18 protein-coding genes are annotated in these 17,256 nt (G+C 64.6%); 7 read left to right on the forward strand and 11 right to left on the reverse strand.

Features of this window, described 5'->3' with window-relative positions; genetic code table 11:
- The first annotated feature begins 9 nt into the window (after positions 1-9).
- Genes ACFORG_RS06475 through ACFORG_RS06490 form a run of 4 tightly spaced genes read left to right on the forward strand, consistent with a single transcriptional unit; the run spans position 10 to position 4,399 of the window.
- Positions 10-954: an ABC transporter permease gene (locus tag ACFORG_RS06475; RefSeq protein ID WP_386734568.1), complete on the forward strand. Its 945-nt coding sequence runs from the start codon at positions 10-12 to the stop codon at positions 952-954.
- Positions 951-1,832: an ABC transporter permease gene (locus ACFORG_RS06480; protein ID WP_386734569.1), complete on the forward strand. Its 882-nt coding sequence runs from the start codon at positions 951-953 to the stop codon at positions 1,830-1,832. Before ACFORG_RS06475 ends, ACFORG_RS06480 begins: the two co-directional genes overlap by 4 nt.
- A gap of 15 nt (positions 1,833-1,847) precedes the next feature.
- Positions 1,848-3,638, forward strand: a complete 1,791-nt coding sequence (locus ACFORG_RS06485) for a gamma-glutamyltransferase family protein (RefSeq protein ID WP_386734570.1) — start codon at positions 1,848-1,850, stop codon at positions 3,636-3,638.
- An 11-nt stretch (positions 3,639-3,649) separates the two neighbouring features.
- Positions 3,650-4,399, forward strand: a complete 750-nt coding sequence (locus ACFORG_RS06490) for a DUF1028 domain-containing protein (RefSeq protein ID WP_386734571.1) — start codon at positions 3,650-3,652, stop codon at positions 4,397-4,399.
- Positions 4,400-4,447: 48 nt separating this feature from the next.
- Here ACFORG_RS06490 and ACFORG_RS06495 read toward each other — a convergent pair whose 3' ends face one another.
- On the reverse strand, positions 4,448-4,972 hold the full coding sequence (locus ACFORG_RS06495; RefSeq protein ID WP_386734572.1) for a CBS domain-containing protein: 525 nt from the start codon (positions 4,970-4,972) through the stop codon (positions 4,448-4,450).
- A gap of 133 nt (positions 4,973-5,105) precedes the next feature.
- Between ACFORG_RS06495 and ACFORG_RS06500 the strand changes: the two genes are divergently transcribed.
- The 3 genes from ACFORG_RS06500 to nqrM all read left to right on the forward strand — a co-directional run bounded on the left by ACFORG_RS06500 (position 5,106) and on the right by nqrM (position 6,638).
- A complete protein-coding gene (locus ACFORG_RS06500; protein ID WP_386734573.1) occupies positions 5,106-5,291 on the forward strand; it encodes a hypothetical protein in 186 nt (61 codons plus the stop codon).
- A gap of 64 nt (positions 5,292-5,355) precedes the next feature.
- On the forward strand, positions 5,356-6,378 hold the full coding sequence (locus ACFORG_RS06505) for an FAD:protein FMN transferase (protein WP_386734574.1): 1,023 nt from the start codon (positions 5,356-5,358) through the stop codon (positions 6,376-6,378).
- 23 nt (positions 6,379-6,401) lie between these two features.
- Positions 6,402-6,638 carry a (Na+)-NQR maturation NqrM gene (nqrM, locus tag ACFORG_RS06510; protein ID WP_386734575.1) on the forward strand — a complete coding sequence of 79 codons (237 nt, stop codon included), beginning with the start codon at positions 6,402-6,404 and terminating at the stop codon, positions 6,636-6,638.
- A gap of 88 nt (positions 6,639-6,726) precedes the next feature.
- Here the strand turns inward: nqrM and ACFORG_RS06515 are convergent, their stop codons facing one another.
- Genes ACFORG_RS06515 through ACFORG_RS06560 form a run of 10 tightly spaced genes read right to left on the reverse strand, consistent with a single transcriptional unit; the run spans position 6,727 to position 17,223 of the window.
- Complete coding sequence (locus ACFORG_RS06515) at positions 6,727-7,500, reverse strand: SDR family oxidoreductase (protein ID WP_386734576.1); 774 nt, start codon at positions 7,498-7,500, stop codon at positions 6,727-6,729.
- On the reverse strand, positions 7,500-8,423 hold the full coding sequence (locus tag ACFORG_RS06520) for a dihydrodipicolinate synthase family protein (protein ID WP_386734577.1): 924 nt from the start codon (positions 8,421-8,423) through the stop codon (positions 7,500-7,502). Before ACFORG_RS06520 ends, ACFORG_RS06515 begins: the two co-directional genes overlap by 1 nt.
- Positions 8,424-8,435: 12 nt before the next feature.
- A complete protein-coding gene (locus tag ACFORG_RS06525) occupies positions 8,436-9,101 on the reverse strand; it encodes an aspartate/glutamate racemase family protein (protein WP_386734578.1) in 666 nt (221 codons plus the stop codon).
- Positions 9,098-10,522 (reverse strand): amidohydrolase family protein, encoded by a 1,425-nt coding sequence (locus ACFORG_RS06530; RefSeq protein WP_386734579.1) that lies wholly within the window; start codon positions 10,520-10,522, stop codon positions 9,098-9,100. The genes ACFORG_RS06525 and ACFORG_RS06530 overlap by 4 nt, the downstream gene beginning before the upstream one ends.
- Positions 10,519-11,958: an amidohydrolase family protein gene (locus tag ACFORG_RS06535; RefSeq protein ID WP_386734580.1), complete on the reverse strand. Its 1,440-nt coding sequence runs from the start codon at positions 11,956-11,958 to the stop codon at positions 10,519-10,521. Before ACFORG_RS06535 ends, ACFORG_RS06530 begins: the two co-directional genes overlap by 4 nt.
- Positions 11,958-13,385: an ABC transporter substrate-binding protein gene (locus ACFORG_RS06540; RefSeq protein WP_386734581.1), complete on the reverse strand. Its 1,428-nt coding sequence runs from the start codon at positions 13,383-13,385 to the stop codon at positions 11,958-11,960. The genes ACFORG_RS06535 and ACFORG_RS06540 overlap by 1 nt, the downstream gene beginning before the upstream one ends.
- A complete protein-coding gene (locus ACFORG_RS06545) occupies positions 13,382-14,395 on the reverse strand; it encodes an ABC transporter ATP-binding protein (RefSeq protein ID WP_386734582.1) in 1,014 nt (337 codons plus the stop codon). The genes ACFORG_RS06540 and ACFORG_RS06545 overlap by 4 nt, the downstream gene beginning before the upstream one ends.
- Positions 14,392-15,381: an ABC transporter ATP-binding protein gene (locus tag ACFORG_RS06550; RefSeq protein WP_386734583.1), complete on the reverse strand. Its 990-nt coding sequence runs from the start codon at positions 15,379-15,381 to the stop codon at positions 14,392-14,394. The genes ACFORG_RS06545 and ACFORG_RS06550 overlap by 4 nt, the downstream gene beginning before the upstream one ends.
- On the reverse strand, positions 15,381-16,256 hold the full coding sequence (locus ACFORG_RS06555) for an ABC transporter permease (protein WP_386734584.1): 876 nt from the start codon (positions 16,254-16,256) through the stop codon (positions 15,381-15,383). Before ACFORG_RS06555 ends, ACFORG_RS06550 begins: the two co-directional genes overlap by 1 nt.
- 1 nt (position 16,257) lies before the next feature.
- Complete coding sequence (locus ACFORG_RS06560) at positions 16,258-17,223, reverse strand: ABC transporter permease (protein ID WP_386734585.1); 966 nt, start codon at positions 17,221-17,223, stop codon at positions 16,258-16,260.
- Between the last annotated feature and the right edge of the window lie 33 nt (positions 17,224-17,256).

Genomic DNA, 17,256 nt, shown 5'->3' on the forward strand with positions numbered 1-17,256 from the left:
CCCGTCGCCATGCTCGGCTTCCTGACCCGCCGTTTCCTGATCGCGATCCCGACGATCTTTCTGATCTCGATCTTCGTGTTCTCTCTGCAGAAGCTTCTGCCGGGCGACCCGGTGCTTGTCATGGCGGGCGAGGAGCGCGACCCCGAAGTGATCGCCGCCCTGCGCGAAAAATACAGGCTGAACGATCCGATCCCCGTGCAGTACGTTGCCTGGGCTGGAAATGCTCTGCAGGGCGATCTGGGAATCTCGTTGCGGACAAACCAGCCGGTGATGGAGCTGATCGGAGAGAAGTTGCCCGTGACGATCCAGCTTGCGGTGATGGCGTTGATCATCGCGATGGCGATCGGCATCCCCGCAGGCGTTATCTCGGCCTACAAGAAGGGGACATGGGTCGACTGGATTGCCAATCTCGTCGCGCTGTCGGGATTGTCGGTTCCGAACTTCTGGCTGGGGATCATGCTGATCCTGCTGGTTTCGGTCAAACTCGGCTGGCTGCCCGCGTCGGGTTACCTGCCGCTGTCCGAAGATCCGTTGCAATCGATCAGAACAATGCTGATGCCGGCCTTTGTGCTGGGCACGGCCATCGCCGCGACGCTGATGCGGCACACGCGGTCGGCCATGCTGGGCGTTTTGCGCTCGGATTACGTTCGCACCGCGCGGGCCAAGGGGCTGAAGGAGCGGACCGTGCTGGTGAAGCACGCGCTGCGCAACGCGCTGGTTCCGGTCGTGACGGTCACGACCCTTCTTTTCGGTGAATTGCTGGCCGGGGCGGTTCTGACCGAACAGATCTTTACCATCCCCGGTTTCGGGAAGCTGGTGGTCGACGCGGTGTTCAACCGCGACTATGCCGTCGTGCAGGGCATCGTTCTGTGCACGGGCATCGCCTTCATCTTCATGAACATTCTCGCCGACGCGGCCTATCGCGTCCTGAACCCACGCATGAGGGACGCATGACCGCCGTCGTCGATCCGCAGGTCGCAGCAGACCCGATCCTGCCAAAGCGCAAGAGCCGCGCCTGGGCCAAGTTCCGCAAGAGCCCCTCGGCCCTGTTGGGCGGTGTGCTTGTCATCTTTTTCGTGGTCGTTGCGGTGCTTGCACCGGTCCTGCCGATTGCCGATCCCATCGCGACCGACTGGGGCGCCGTGCGCAAGGCACCATCGGCCGAACACCCGTTCGGCACCGACGAAATCGGGCGTGACGTGCTGGCGCGCATGATCTGGGGCGCGCAGGCGTCGCTTCTGGCTGGCGTGGTTTCGGTGCTGATCGCCGTGGCGCTCGGCGTACCGCTGGGGGTGATCGCGGGCTATCGCAAGGGGTGGACAGACGCCGCGATCAGCCGCGTGACCGAGGCGCTGCTGGCCGCGCCCTTTCTTATCCTCGCCATTGCGCTGGCCGCGTTCCTTGGGCCATCGCTGACCAATGCCATGATCGCCATCGGCGTGTCGGCCATGCCGATCTTCATCCGCCTGTCCCGCGGCCAGACCATGTCGGTCATGACCGAGGATTACGTGGAGAGCGCCCGCGCCATCGGCGTCGGACACCTTGCGCTCATCTGGCGCTACATCCTGCCCAACATCTTTCCGCCGATCCTTGTGCAGGCGACGCTGACCATCGCGACGGCGATCATTGCCGAGGCATCGCTGAGTTTCCTGGGGCTTGGCCAGCAACCGCCGGCGCCGTCCTGGGGGTCGATGCTGAACACGGCGAAGAATTTCCTCGAACAGGCGCCCTGGATGGCGCTCTATCCGGGCATCGCAATCTTTCTGGTCGTGCTCGGGTTCAACCTGCTTGGGGACGGGTTGCGCGATGCGCTCGATCCTCGCGACAATTAACGGTTAGGACGTTACATGAGCTTCACCACTCGACCGGAGATCAAGGGCACGTTCGGGGTCTGCACGTCGACCCACTGGATCGCCTCTGCCGTGGGGATGAAACTGCTGGAACAGGGCGGCTCGGCTTTCGACGCCGCGGCCGGGATGGGTTTTGTCCTGAATGTCGTGGAGCCGCATCTGAACGGCCCTTTGGGCGACATGCCGGCGCTGATCCGGCTGGCCGGTGACGATGCGCCGCGCGCCGTTTGCGGTCAGGGCGTGGCCCCCGCAGGTGCTACGATCGCGCATTACCGGTCGGAGGGGCTGGACCTGATCCCCGGTTCGGGCCTGCTGGCCACCGTGGTTCCGGGGGCGTTCGACGCGTGGATGCTGATGCTGCGCGATCATGGGCGCCTGACCCTGCGCGAGGTTCTGGAACCGGCGATCCATTATGCCCGTCACGGGCATCCGGTCCTGCCACGGGTTGCCGCCACCATCGCAGGTCTTGGCGATTTCTTTCGCGACGAATGGCCGACCTCTTACGAGACATGGCTTCCGGGCGGCGAGGCACCCGAGGCGAACAGCCTGTTCCGCAACCCCGCGCTTGCCGACACGTGGGAGCGTCTGGTCAAGGAAGCCGAAGCCGAGACGGACCGCGCCGCGCAGATCGATGCCGCCCGCCGCATCTTTCGCGAGGGATTCATCGCCGAGACCATCGACACGTGGATGCGCGATGCCTGTGTGATGGATGCCGCGGGCGGCCGTCGCAAAGGTGTTTTGACCGGGCAGGACATGGCCTCGTGGGAGGCGAGCTATGAAGACCCGCTTTCGGTCGAGTACGAGGGCTGGACGGTCTGGAAATGCGGAACATGGAGCCAGGGCCCAACCCTTCTGCAATCGCTCAGGATGCTGGAAGGAAGCGGTATCGGCGAGATGAATCCGGGCGGGGCGGATTTCGTCCACCAGATCGTCGAGGCGATGAAACTCTCCTTTGCCGACCGCGAGGCGTATTACGGCGATCCGGCGCATACCGATATACCGGTCGAGACGCTTTTGTCGCGCGACTACGCGGCGCGCCGCCGTGACTTGATTGGCGCAACCGCCTCGCTGAACCAGCGCCCCGGGCGCATCGACGGGTTCGAGGCCTGGGCCGATGCCGCCGTGGCGCGGGCCGGCCTCCGTCCGGTCGAGGGACCAGGTGTAGGCGCGGGAGAGCCCACCATGGCCCATCTGACCGAGCGCCGTGGCGACACCGTGCATATCGACGTGATCGACCGGTGGGGCAACGCCGTATCGGCGACACCGTCGGGGGGCTGGCTGCAATCCTCGCCGGTTGTGCCGGGGCTGGGCATGCCGCTGAATTCCCGCGCGCAGATGTTCTGGCTGGACGAAGGGTTGCCGACCTCGCTTGCCCCGGGTCGTCGCCCGCGCACCACGCTTTCCCCGTCCATGGCCCAAGCGCCCGACGGCACGCGCCACGCCTTTGGCACGCCGGGTGGGGATCAGCAGGACCAGTGGCAATTGATCATGTTCCTGCGCATGGTGCATGGCGACGTGAACCTGCAAGAGGCGATCGACGCGCCGCTGTTCCATACCGGTCACTTCCAGGCGTCCTTCTATCCGCGCGCAACCCGGCCCGGTCACCTGATGCTGGAGCCGGCATTTGGCGCGGATGTGATCGAGGCGTTGCGCGCTCGCGGTCATGACATCGAGGTGGCAGAGCCCTGGACGGTCGGACGGCTGACCGCGGCGTCGCGATCGCCAGACGGGATGCTGAGGGCCGGTGCCACGCCACGCCTGATGCAGGCCTATGCCGTGGGCCGCTGAAGGAGAAAACCATGACATATTCGATCGTCGCACGTGATCCGGCCACCGGCGCATATGGCGTCGCCGTCGCATCGCGGTTCTTTGCGGTGGGCGCCTTGGTGCCCCATATCAGGGGCGGCAAATGCGCGGTGGCCACGCAAGCCTTTGTCAGCCCGATATGGGGGATCGAGGCGGCGGACAGGCTGGCGCGGGGAGAGGCGGCACCCGACGTGGTGGCCGATCTTGTCGCGCGGGACGGCGGACAGGCACAGCGCCAATTGCACATGATCGACTCACAGGGGCGAACTGCCGCGCATACCGGCGCGGACTGCATCGGCTGGTGCGGGCATGTGAGCGGCGATCAGGTGTCGGTCGCGGGCAACATGCTGGCAGGCAAGGCGGTGATCGAAGAAACGCTTGCTGCCTACGAGGCCCATGCCGACCTGCCCTTTGCCGAGCGCCTGATGACCGCGATGGAGGCCGGCGAGGATGCAGGCGGCGACAAGCGCGGCAAACAATCGGCGGCGCTGTGCATCCATCGCAGCGAGGATTACCCGTGGCTGGATCTGCGCGCCGACGATCACCCCGATCCGCTGCCGGAACTGCGACGTCTCTATGACGTCGCGCAGGAGCGCTATCTGCATGTGGCCGAGGCAATGCCGACCCGCGCCAATTTCTCGGGCCTTACGGATCGCACGCCCCTTGATGCCGCGATCGCCGAAGAGGAGGAGCGGCGCAAGCGCGAGGGCCGGCAGAGCCGATCATTCGCGACCCCGCTGTGAGTCTTTGCGCAATGGGCGACTGAACCGATTCGCGCGAGCGGCAGACGCCTAGCCCACGATCATCTGCTTCATCTGCAGCGCCTCGTATTCCAGCTCGCGCAGGCGGTAGTTGACCACGTCGCCGACGGTGATCATGCCGCACAGGCGGTCGTTCTGTACCACGGGGATATGGCGGAAACGGCCCTCGGTCATGCGCTTGAGAATATCGATGAGGTAATCGTCGGGCGTGCAGGTGACGACCTCGCGGGTCATCAACGCATCGACCTGCTGCGGCAGGGTCTGGCCCGGTGTATCGGCCATGCGGCGCACGATGTCGCGTTCCGACAGGATCCCCATGAGGGTGCCCGCCTCATCCGTCACGGCCAACGCGCCGATGCGCTTTTCCTTGAGCTGGTTGACCGCCTCGTGGATCGTGTCCGAGGGGCGCACGGAATAGATCGCGTCGCCCTTGCCCTCGAGCAGCTTGGCGACGGTGGTCTGGCCCTGCGCCAGGTTCGAACTGGTGGTCTGGCTTTGGGTGTCGGGCTTGGTCTTGTCCCCGCGCATCGGAGCTTGGTATGAGCTTGGTGCCATCCGTCCGGATCCTCTTCGTTGCGGTCTTGTACAGGTCCACCTTAACGCAGGGTTGCACGCTGAACAGGAAAAATCCGGCCAAGCCGGGCCAGCGTGCCCGGGTAACGACAGATACCACAAGGCCCTGCCCGAATTGCCCGATCTTTACCTTACCCCCCTGACCGGTGCCGCGCTGGTGTTCCTTGTCGTCGTGTGCGGCCATCGCTTTCGCCTGGCGTGGAAGGACAAGGCGCCCGGCTGGCAGCGTCGCGCCTGGCTGTGGGGCCTGCCTGCCGCCGCCGGGTTCCTGTTGCTGGCCTTCCTTCCGCTTCAGACCTGAGCCGCGTTTGACTCGACCCTGCGGCGCTGGCATAGGCGGGGCTGAGTTCCCCGGAGGTTTCGCCATGCGCCCCTGGCCGCTGCTGCCCGCCATCCTTGCCCTGTCCGCCTGTTTCGAGGACGAGCCGGAAACCATCCGCCTGTCCGGCGAGACGATGGGAACGACGTATAACGTGATCGCCATCGGGACCGGGTTGGACGAGGACGCGCTGGCCGACGCCGTTGCGGACCGGTTGCAGCAGGTCAACGCGACGATGTCGAACTGGGACCCGGATTCGGAGGTCTCGCGCTTTTCGACAACCGACAGCACCGCGCCGCAGAACATATCGGCGGAATTCGCCGAGGTAATGCAGGTTGCGGGCGAGGTTCATGAAAAGAGCGGCGGCGCTTTCGACGTGACGCTTGGGCCGTTGATCGAACTATGGGGCTTTGGCCCGCGCGAACCGGGCGATCCGGTTCCGTCGGACGCCGAGATCGCAGCTGCGCTGGCCGAAGTTGGGCAGGCGCGGTTGATCGAACTGGACGCGCAGGGTGGAACGCTGACCAAGTCCGAGCCGGGTGTCGGCATCAACCTGTCGGCCATCGCCAAGGGATACGGAATCGATGCCGTGGCGGGCATTCTGCGCGATGCAGGGGTCGAGGATTACATGGTCGAGATCGGCGGCGATCTTGTGACGCTGGGCGAAAACGACAAGGGCGATCCCTGGCAGATCGGGATCGAGGTTCCCGAACCGGGCGCGCGTGCCATCCAGATGATCATCCCGGTCAGCGGCAAGGGAATGGCGACGTCCGGCGATTACCGAAATTTCTTTGAGCGCGATGGCGTGCGCTACTCGCATATCCTGAACCCGGTGACCGGGCGGCCGGTCACGCATCGCACCACCTCGGTCACCGTGCTGGCCGAAAGCGCGATGCTGGCCGATGCCTGGGCCACGGCGCTGCTGGCACTTGGGGCCGAGGCCGGGCTGGACGTGGCGGAGCGTCACGATATCGCGGCTTATTTCATTTCCAGGGATGTGACGGGCGACGAGAATTCCTATATCACGCGGCAAAGCGGCGCTTTCGACGCCGCGTTGGCCCAAGACTGATCCGCGACCGAGAGGACACCGAGATGAGCACCTTTATCCTGGCATTCGTTCTGCTTGCCCTCGTGATGGTCGGCATGTCGCTGGGCGTGATGCTGATGGGCAAGACCATCAAGGGCAGCTGCGGCGGGCTCAACGCGATTTCGGGCGCCGACAAATGCGTTGTCTGCCAGAAGGACGTGGACCCGAACAGCCCCCTGCGCGACAAGTTGCAGTGCAAGCGCGCGCGCCAGATGCTGGAGCGGATGGAAGCCGAAACCTGACCGCGTCGTCGTCTGCTCATCCGCCGGAATGCGCCCCGAACCGAAGGCATTCGGACCGGGGCGGAAGGGTTCGTCAGCTTTCGCGCCGTCAGATCGACTTGATGCTGCCACCGTCGATCCGGATCTTGCTGCCGGTCACGTATGATGCCCGTGCTGAGCAGAGGAAAGTAACCATGTCGGCAAACTCCTCGGGCCGACCATAGCGGCCTGCGGGGATCGCCGCGGCCGATGCCTTGGCGACCTCTTCGACCGGTTTGTCCTGCCGCTTGGCCGCAGCGGCGTCGAGTTCATCGACGCGGGTGGTGTGGATGCGACCGGGCATCACGATATTGGCGGTGATACCGTCGGCGGCCACCTCGTTCGACAGCGTCTTGGACCATCCGACAAGCGCCGAGCGCAGGCCGTTAGACAGCGCAAGGTTGGGAATCGGTTGCTCGACACCCGAAGAGGTGATGGTGACGATCCGGCCCCATCCGGCGTCCTTCATGCCCGGCAGGCAGCGGTTGGTGACGTGGATCAGGTTGGCGACCATCGTTTCGAAATGACCCAACCAGTCCACGCGGCTGGCATCGGTGCTTTTGCCGGGCGGCGGGCCACCGGCGTTGTTCACGAGGATGTCGATACCGCCCTGCGCCAGCAGGTCATCCAGTACCGCGTCGATCCGGGCAGCATCGGACAGGTCAAGCTCTTGCGCGGTGACAGACCCCTCGGCCTTGGCCGCCCAATCCTCGATCGCGGATGTCGTGCGGGCGGCAGCGATGACCTTTGCCCCTTCGGCGGCCAAACCCTGTGCGATGGCAGCGCCAAGGCCACGGCTTGCCCCCAGTACCAGTGCACGTTTGCCGGAAATTCCCAGATCCATCAGTTCAGCTCCTTCAGTCTATTCTCTTGCCGGGTAAGCATGGCGTCCACCTCGGCCTTGGCCGCAGGCGTCAGCCCCGCGCCCGGTCTGCGGATCGTGTCGCTGGCGATCACACCGCGCTTGGCCAGCACGTATTTGCGGACGGCCAACCCAAGGCCCGGCTGCTGTTCGTATCGCGCAAGCGGCAGATAGGCGTCGAAGAGGTCGCGGGCGCGGTCGGACTGTCCGTCCTGCATCAGCCGGACAACATCGCGCATCATCTCGGGATAGCAGAAGCCGGTCATCGCGCCATCGGCGCCCCGCGCCATCTCTTCGGGCAGGAACAGGCCGCCATTGCCGCACAGGATCGAAATGCGGCGGTCAAGCGTGCCCTCGGCCCGCAGCGCGGTGATCTTTTCGAGACCCGGCCAATCCTCGTGCTTGAGACAGACGCAGGTCGGCACCTCATTCACGATGCGGGCGATGACGGATACCGGCACCTGCACGTTGGTGACCAGCGGGAAATCCTGCAGCACGAAGGGGATGTCACCAAGAAACTCGGCGGCCTGCTTGTAGTAAGTCACGATCTGGTCGTCGGTCTTGAGGCTGCCGGGCGGGGCGATCATCACGCCGCCTGCCCCGGCCTCCATCACCTTGGTCGCAAGCTCGGCCATCTGGGCAAAGCCGGGGGCCGAGACACCGACCACCAGCGGCACGCGGCCGTCGATGCGTGCAAGGATACGCTCGACAACGGCAAGAGATTCCTGCGCGGTGAGCTTGGGCGCTTCACCCATCATGCCCAGCGCGGTCAGGCCGGTCGCACCCTGTTCAAGGTAGAAATCCACCATGCGGTCGGTGCTGTCGAGGTCGAGCGCACCATCCGGTTTGAACGGGGTCACCGCGATTACGTAGACGCCTTGCGCCTGTTCGGTCAGTCGGGTCATGCGCCCTCCTCCTTAGTTCGTGTCACAGGCCGCAAGGGCCACTCGCCCGATCGCGGCGGAAACGGCGGCCTGGCAGGGATCGACCACCGGCAAGCCGGTGGCCTGTTCCAAATGGCGGCGATAGGGTGCCATCCCGGCGCAACCGGTGATGAGGACATCCGCGCCATGATGGTCGCGCAGCGTCTTTCCGACCTCGGTCAGGCGGGCCAGAGTGGTGTCGGCTTCGGCCAGTTCCAGCACGCCGAGGCCGAGTGGCAGGTCGGCCGCCAGCCGGTCCATGATGCCTAGCGCGCCAAGGTAGCGGATATGCCGCTGGATCGAGGCACGGCCAAGCGACAGGATGCCAAAGCGCTGCCCTAGGGCCATTGCCAGCAGATACGCGCTTTCGGCGATGCCCAGCACGGGCACACGCGACGCCTCGCGCAGGGCGGCAAGGCCGGGGTCCGAGAAACAGGCGACGACATAGGCGCTGGCATCGGGTTTCAGGCTGTCCGCAAGCGTCAGCAGGGGACCGACCACGCCATCGACATGGGCCTGCGTCTCTATCCCCGGCGGACCTTCGGCGAGGGTATGGCAGGCGATGGGAACAGGGCTGCGGTCACGCATGGGCGCTATGGCCGCGTCGATCCCGTCGGTCACCTGCTGCGTGCTGTTGGGGTTGATGACATGGATCGTCATGCAAGGGTCTCCAGGCTGCGGGGGGCGATGCTGTCGAAGCTGTGGCCGCGCTGGTTTTCGGCAATGCGCTTGGCGCGTGACTGGGCGGCGTCGATCTCGGCCAGCGCACCCTGCGTGTCGAGGCCGGTCGCGCGACCATCGACCAGCACCTGCCGTCCAGCCACCCAGACATCACGAACCGCGCGTTCGGCCGCGGCAAAAACGAGGCTGCGCAGCGGATCATGCACGGGTCGCATCGACGGTGCGCCCAGATCGACCGAAACGATGTCGGCTGCGGCACCCGGATAGAGCCGGCCCAGATCCTCACGCCCCAGGGCTGTGGCCCCACCAGTCGTGGCAACGGTGAACACGTCCGCCGTGGTCACATCGGCAAAATCGCCCGAGCGGCACCGCGACTGGATGATCGCCTCGCGCATCTCTTCGAGCATGTTGAAAGGGATCGTATCGGTGCCGATGCCCAGATTGACGCCTGCGCGCAGATACCGGCCCAGGCTTTCCATACCCTGCCCCGAACGGGCAAAGGTTGCGGGACAATGCGCAATGTTGGTGCGGCTTTCAGCGAGGACCGTCAGATCGTTCGCAGTGCGGTCACGGGTCAGCGGGTGATGGTCAAGGCAGATGCCGTGACCAAGGATCACGTCCGGACCAAGCACACCGATTTCGTCAAGCAGCGGAATGGGGCCCTTGCCGTGGCGGCGCATAAGCTCTGTCACTTCGGCCATGGTCTGGGCGGCATGCACGGTCAGACGCAGACCTCGCCGGCGCGCCTCGTCCAGTGCGGCGGCAAGAAAGTCGGGTTTGCAGGTGTCGATCTGCGAGGGGGCGACGACCCCTGTCAGGCGCCCGGTCCCGTCCTCTGCGACACGGTCGAGGGTCTGGAACGCCGCTGCACGCGCATCGTTTCCGGCGGCCTCGTCCCAGTCATATTCCAGCGCTTTGGCCTCGGTCAGTCGCCAACGGGCCTGTCGAAAACCGGGGGCGAGCCACACCCGCATCCCGCTTTCGGCGGCAAGGGGCTGCCAGCTTGGGTGATCACCGGCAATATCAAGGCAGGATGTGACCCCGCTTGCCAGCAGTTCCGACAACATCAGGGTCTGACAGGCCGATTTCGCATCGTCGTCTGAATCGATGAGCGTCGAAAACTCGTAGAGTGCATTCCCCCAAAGCTGCGGCGTGCCCGTGTCGTCAAAAAGCCCCTTGGCCAGCGGTTCGTCGCCCGAATGGCAATGAATGTTCACCAGTCCGGGCATGATGAGCCGCCCGCGGCCGCTTACCTCGGTGTCCGCCGTCCCGGTCCAGCCGGGGCCGATATGCAGGATGCCGCTTTCATCAAAGACGATGTCCATGTCGCGACCATAGACATGGCGGCCCCCTTCCCAGCGGATGACCCATTCGGCACGGCGAATGACGGTGATCGTCATGCACGACCCCCGTAACGCTGGGCCGACCAGAAACCGGGCGGCACCTGAAGCGCCGCGCGGCTATCGGTCCGGTCGATCATCAGATCGGCTTCGCGCGCGGCATCGTCGAGGATATCGTCCTCGCTCACCCGGCACGGACGGCCATTTTCCAGTACCACTTCGCCCCCCACGATAACGGTATCAACGTCATTGCCATTGGCGAAGCACACTAACCGATGAACGGCCATGTTGGGCGGAGAAAGATGCGGCCGCCGCATGTCCACCAGTACCACGTCGGCCAGTTTTCCGGGCTCCAGCGACCCGATGCGATCCTCCATCCCCAGTGCACGGGCCCCCTCGATCGTCGCCATTTCCAGCGCGCGGCCTGGCGGCAGGATACCCGGGTCACGAAAATGGCGTCGGTGATAATGCATGGCCTGCTGCATGTGGCGGAACATGTCGCCCGAACGGTCGGGCGCGGTCGCGTCAGAGCCGAGCGCCACCGTCACGCCGCGATCCATCAACTCGATCGCGGGACAGCGGCCCATGATCGAGGCGACCGCAGAGGGATTGTGGGCGATGCTGGTTCCGGTCTGGGCGCAGAGTTCGATCTCATCCTCGTGCAGGTCGATGGCATGAGACAAAAGCGCGTTGGGGCCGAGCAAATCGAGCGCTGATGCACGTCGGATCGACCCCCGCTGGTGGCCGTCCTGGGTAAAGACGACACCGGCCTCTCGCGCGGCCCTGGCCACGCGCTGTGCCTGGGCGCAGGCGTCGGCGTAATCGGCGGCGGCCATGTTCCTTTCGTGCTCGTCGCGCAGAACAGGGTAGAGCAAGGCGATGTTCAGCCTCTCTTCGCTGGTGCCGTGCCAGCGGGTCAAAAGGTCGAGGCTGGTTTCAAGTTGTCGGTCAAAATCCACCTCTCGCGGGTTATTCCCGCCATCAGCGTATTTCAGTGGGTGCGGCGCGCGCGTTGGTCCGACGGCCATGACGTCGCGCCCGCCGACCGAGCGGACGCCCTCCATATGGGCGTCGCCATAGGCAGGGTCATCAGTGCGCATGATCGTGTCGCCACCGCCCAACAACGAGACGCCACAGGTCACGCCGAACCGGATACGTTCGAGCGCGGCAAGGCGCGATTCCGCGTACCAGAATTCGGGGGTCGAGCCGGTGGTGTAGACCGAGCCGCACAGCGCCTCCCAAGCGTCGCCGTCATGCATCGACATGGTCTTTATCAGGCCGTGGCCGGCATGGGCATGGGCATCGATCAGGCCGGGAATGGCGACCTTGCCCTCTGCGTCGATACTGCGCGGCGCATCGTGGTCGCGGGTGATCTCTTCATTTGGCCCAAGCGCCACGATGTGACGCCCTTCGATGGCGATCGCGCCGTTTTCGATGATGCGCCGTGCGGGATCGACGGGAATGATCGTGGCATTGGTGATGAGAAGATCGGCCATCAGTTGCCCTCCATCCGAGGCAGCGCACGCATGTCCGGAACGCCATCGACGGGCATCGTGAAATCGGGATGCCGCCCCGCCAGCAGGATCGCCCGCATCGGGTTGTACAGGGTCAGCCAGGGGGGATCCTCTTGCAGCAGGCGATAAGCCTGTCGATAGAGCGCGGCACGCTGATCGCCGTCGGTCGTGCGGCGGCCCCGGTCGATCAAGTCCTCGACCGCCGGATTCGCGTAGCCCTGCCACCATGCCCCGGCAACCCGGCTGTCGATTTTCTCGTAGAGCACGCGAAAGGTGGACATCGGGCTGGAATCAAAAACGCAAAGATCGCGGATCTCCTTGCGGCGGACCATGTGGGCATAAGCCTCGCGGTCCTCGTGCATGTGAATGTCGAGCGTGATGCCGACCTCGGCCAGTTGGTCGGCGAGCGCCTGCGTCAGTTCGGGTGCTTCATCCGGCAGTCGCGTGGGACAATCGACAGCAAGGGTAAGGCCGCCTGCATGTCCTGCCTCGGCCAGAAGGGCGCGGGCCGTGTCGGGATCGCGGGACGCGCCCGCGGTCGCGTCCGCCCCGAAATGCGCGGGGCTGACGAAGCCGCGCAGCGGTTTTGCCTGACCGTTCATCACATCGTCGATCAAGGCGTTCCGGTCGACGGCAAGGGTCAGCGCGCGGCGGATGCGCGGGTCCTTCAACGGGCCTTTGGCCGCATTCAGCAGGTAGATGATTGCCACGGGTGCGCGGTAGCGGATGAGCGTCCCGGTCGTTATTTCCGAGTCCGGCGCGACCGTGGTGGCGACATGCGCCGAACCGGCCTCAACTGCGCGGCGGCGGGCATCGGCGTCCGGTTCACACCGCCAGATCAGTGAGGGGTTTTCGGGCGCTGGCCAATGCGCAGCATCTACGGCCTCCAGCCGGATCTCATCGTCGCTGCGCGCCGCCAGCCGGTAGGGGCCGGTGCCGCAATGGGCCGTCGGATCGCCCGCATCGAGCGCGGCAAAGGCCGATGGCGCAACGATGAAGCCCTGAACCAGAACATCGGGGAAATCGGCCATCGGTTCGGCCAGGCGCACCGTCAGGTCCAGCCCCTCGGCGGTGTATTCCGCGCCATTCAGATATTGCCGCCATACGGCGGGGGAACCGAGCGTATAGCCCTTGTCCTCGCGGTCCATGCGCTCGAGAGAGGCTTGCACGGCAGCGGCATCGCAGGGCGAGCCGTCGTGAAAGGTGACCCCTTCGCGCAGGTGAAAGCTCCAGGTCCGCGCATCGTCGGAAACCTGCCAGCTCTCGGCGAGGGCCGGGGTAAAGCCGGTCCCGTCGCGCCGCAAGAGCGTGTCGTAGATCGCGCCGAGAATACACAGTTCGTCGGCGGCGTCGGTACAGTCATGCGGATCGCCCAGCGGTACGCGCGGTTGCAGGATGGTGACGGTCACGGTGTATCCCTTTCCGGCTCGTCGATCAGGTGGCAGGCGACTTTCTGACCATCACCCGTATCGCGCAGCGTGGGCCTCTCGGCGGCGCAGCGGTCCCAGGCAAAGGGACAGCGCGTGCGGAAACAGCATCCCGAAGGCAGCGACAGGGCCGAGGGTACCTCGCCGGTCAGTTCGATCTGGCGGGCCTTCTTTGCCGGCTCGAGCGACGGCGCGGCCGACAGCAACGCGCGCGTATAGGGATGGCGCGGCATGGCAAAGAGTGTATCACGCGGGGCGGTTTCCACCATGAAACCCAGATACATCACCGCGACCCGGTCGGCGATGTGATGCACGACGCTCAGGTCATGGCTGATGAAAAGGTAAGCCAGCCCGAACTCGTCTCGCAGATCCATCATAAGGTTGAGGATCTGCGCCTGGATCGACACGTCGAGGGCCGAGACAGGCTCGTCCGCGATGATCAGCTTGGGGTTTACCGACAGGGCGCGGGCGATACCGATACGCTGGCGCTGACCACCCGAGAACTGGTGCGGATAACGGCCTGCATGTTCGGTGTTCAGCCCGACGCGCGCCAGCAGCGCCTCGGTCCTGTCGCGCGCCTCGGCCCGGTTGCCGGTCTGTTCCAGCAGCGGTTCGGCGACGATATCGCGCACCTTCTGCCTTGGGTTCAGCGAGGCATAAGGGTCTTGAAAAATCATCTGCATCTTGGACCGTACCGGCAGCAAGTCACGGTCAGACAGATCCTGAACCTCTTGCCCGTCGATGCGGACAGTGCCGCCCGTGGGCGTATGGATACGGGCGATGGTCTTGGCGACGGTGGACTTGCCGCAGCCGGACTCGCCCACCAGCGCCAGCACTTCGCCCTGTTTCACCTCGAACGACACGCCGTTGACCGCCTGCACGACGCGGCGCGGAGACAGGATCTGACCGTTCGAAAGCTTCAATCGATCGAGCAGTCCGCCGGAAATGTCGAACTGTTGTTCCAGCCTGTCGACTTCGAGCATGGCGGTCATGCGCCTCCTCCTTGCACAGGGAAGTGGCAGGCAGCGGCGCGGCCCGGGTCCTGCGTCTGAAGCTCGGGTTCAAGCTCGGCGCACAGCGCCTGCGCGCGCGGGCAACGGTCACGGAAGTTGCAGCCCTTGGGCAGCTTGCGGATGTCGGGCACAGCGCCGGGGATCTGGTCCAGCCGATGCTTTCTGTCCGACGGATCGGGGATCGAGGCGATCAGCCCCGCCGTGTAGGGGTGGCGCGGGTCGTCGATCACCTGCCGGGTCGGTCCGCGTTCCACGACCTTGCCGCAATAGAGAACGGTGACATGATCAGCCATCTCGGCCACCACGGCGAGGTCATGGGTGACGAGGATCATTGAAGCGCCATGATCGCGCACCTGCCGGCGGATCAGTTTGAGGATCTGCGACTGGATCGTCACGTCGAGCGCGGTGGTTGGCTCATCCGCCACGATCAGGCGCGGTTCGGCAAGCATCGCGATGGCGATCACGACCCGCTGGCGCATACCCCCCGAAAACTGGTGCGGATAAGAGTTCAGCCGATCCTCGGCCTGGCTGATACCCACATCCTCGAGCATCTGGATACAGCGCGCGCGCCGTCCCTTGGCATCCAGATCGGTATGGAGGCGCAACATCTCGTCCATCTGCCGGCCAACGGTATGCAGGGGGTTGAGCGAGGTCATCGGGTCCTGGAAGATCATAGCGATCTCCTTGCCGCGCACCTCCTGCATCCGATCCTCGGTGGCTTGGGTCAGGTCCTCGCCATCGAACAGGATATGACCGCTTTCGATGCGGCCCGGCGGGTCGATCAGGCCAAGAACCGAGAACCCCACGACGGATTTACCGCCACCGGATTCACCGACAAGGCCCATGATCTCGCCCTTGCCGATGGCAAAGCTGACACCGTCCACCGCCTTTACCGTGCCGGCGAAGGTGTGGAAATGCGTACGCAGATCGTCGACCTGCAACAGGGTCTGGGAGACGTCTTTCATCACTTCAGCCTCGGGTTCAGTTCGTCGCGCAGGAAATCCCCGAACAGGTTGATCCCGAAGACCAGCGCCATGATGAACAGGCCCGGAAAGACCGAGACCCACCACAGGCCCGAGAACAGAACGTCGAACCCGTTCTTGATCAGAAGGCCAAGCGAGGGCTGGGTGATCGGCACGCCCACGCCAAGGAAGGACAGGCTCGCCTCGATGAGGATGAAGGTGCCGACCTGCACGGTTGCCACCACGATAAGCGGCGTCATCACGTTGGGCAGGATGTGGCGGCGGATGATCTTGCCGTTGCGCAGCCCCGCCACGCGCGCGGCCTGCACGTATTCGCGGCCCGATTCCGACAGGGTCTGCCCGCGCACGGTGCGGGCATAGACGACCCAACCCACCGCTGTCAGGGCGATCAGCACCTTGTCTATGCCCGTGCCGAAAGCGGACATGAGAAAGAGCGCGATCAGCATCGATGGAAACGAAAGCTGAATGTCGGCGATGCGCATGATGAACCCGTCAAGGCGACCCCGGAAGTAACCCGCGATCAACCCGACGAAGGTGCCGATCACGAGCGAACAGATCATGGCTGACAGCCCGATCAAGACCGAGATCCGTGTCCCATAGATGATCGCCGCCAGCACATCGCGGCCCTGTCCGTCCGTGCCGAGCAGGAAGCGCGGATCGCCACCCGGAAGCCACGCAGGGGGCTTGTAGCTGTCCATCAGGTCGAGGCCGGCCACGTCATATGGATCTTGTGCCACCAGCCACGGGCCGAACACCACGATCACGGCAAAGATGACAAGGATCACGCTGCCGGCGATGGCCGATCCGTTGCGGCGCCAGTTGGCGAAAAACTCCGAAGCGAAGAAAGCCGTCATCATCTCATTTCACCGTGATGCGCGGGTCGATCAGCGTGTAGACGATATCGACGAGGAAATTGATCACCACGAAGATCAGCGCCACCAGCATCAGGTAGACGACAATCACCGGGCGGTCGGCGCGATAGATCGAGTCGATCAGCAGCTTGCCAAGGCCGGGCCAGGCAAAGATCGTCTCGGTAATGGTTGCGAATGCGATCAGGTCGCCCAGTTGCAGACCAAAGATAGTGACCACCGGGATTAGCGCGTTGCGCAGCCCGTGCCGGTAGAGGACGCCGCGACGCGACACACCCTTGGCGCGGGCGAATTTCATGTAATCCTGCCGGGTCACCTCCATCATGCCTGCGCGGGTGATGCGCAGCAGGATCGCCATGGTCGCGAGCGACAGGGTGAGCGATGGCAGGATCACGTGGCTCCACCCGTCGGCCGTGAAGATCGACCAGCGGGTCCCGAGGATCTCGACCGTGTCGCCGCGCCCCGATGACGGGAAGATCCGCCATTTCACCGCAAAGAGAAAGATCAGCATCATGCCAACCCAGAAACTGGGAAGCGAGATTCCGAGAAGCGAGCCCGACATGATCGTCCGGCTGGAAAAACGGCCGGGATTGGCACCGGCATAGACACCGAGCGGGATCGCGACGACCGCCGACATGGCCATCGCAACGATCACGATTTCCAGCGTCGCCGGCAAGCGCTCGAGGATCAGGTCAAGCGCCGGTTCGCGGAATACGTAGGAGCGACCGAAATCGCCTTGGAACATATTTCCGACAAATATGAAATATTGTTCCAGCAACGATCGGTCGAGGCCCAGGATACGCCGGGCCTGCGCGATTTCGGCCTCGGTCGCATCGATCGGCACGACCATGAAGACCGGATCGCCGGTAAAGCTCATCATCAGGAAAACGATGACGGACACGGCCCAGAGAACGATGACCATCTGGATCAATCGCTTGATGGTATAGCCCAGCACGCGGACCTCCCCCTGTCTCGATAGGTGGCGGGG

It is taken from the genome of Lutimaribacter marinistellae, from assembly GCF_042648365.1.
GTDB lineage: Bacteria > Pseudomonadota > Alphaproteobacteria > Rhodobacterales > Rhodobacteraceae > Lutimaribacter_A > Lutimaribacter_A marinistellae.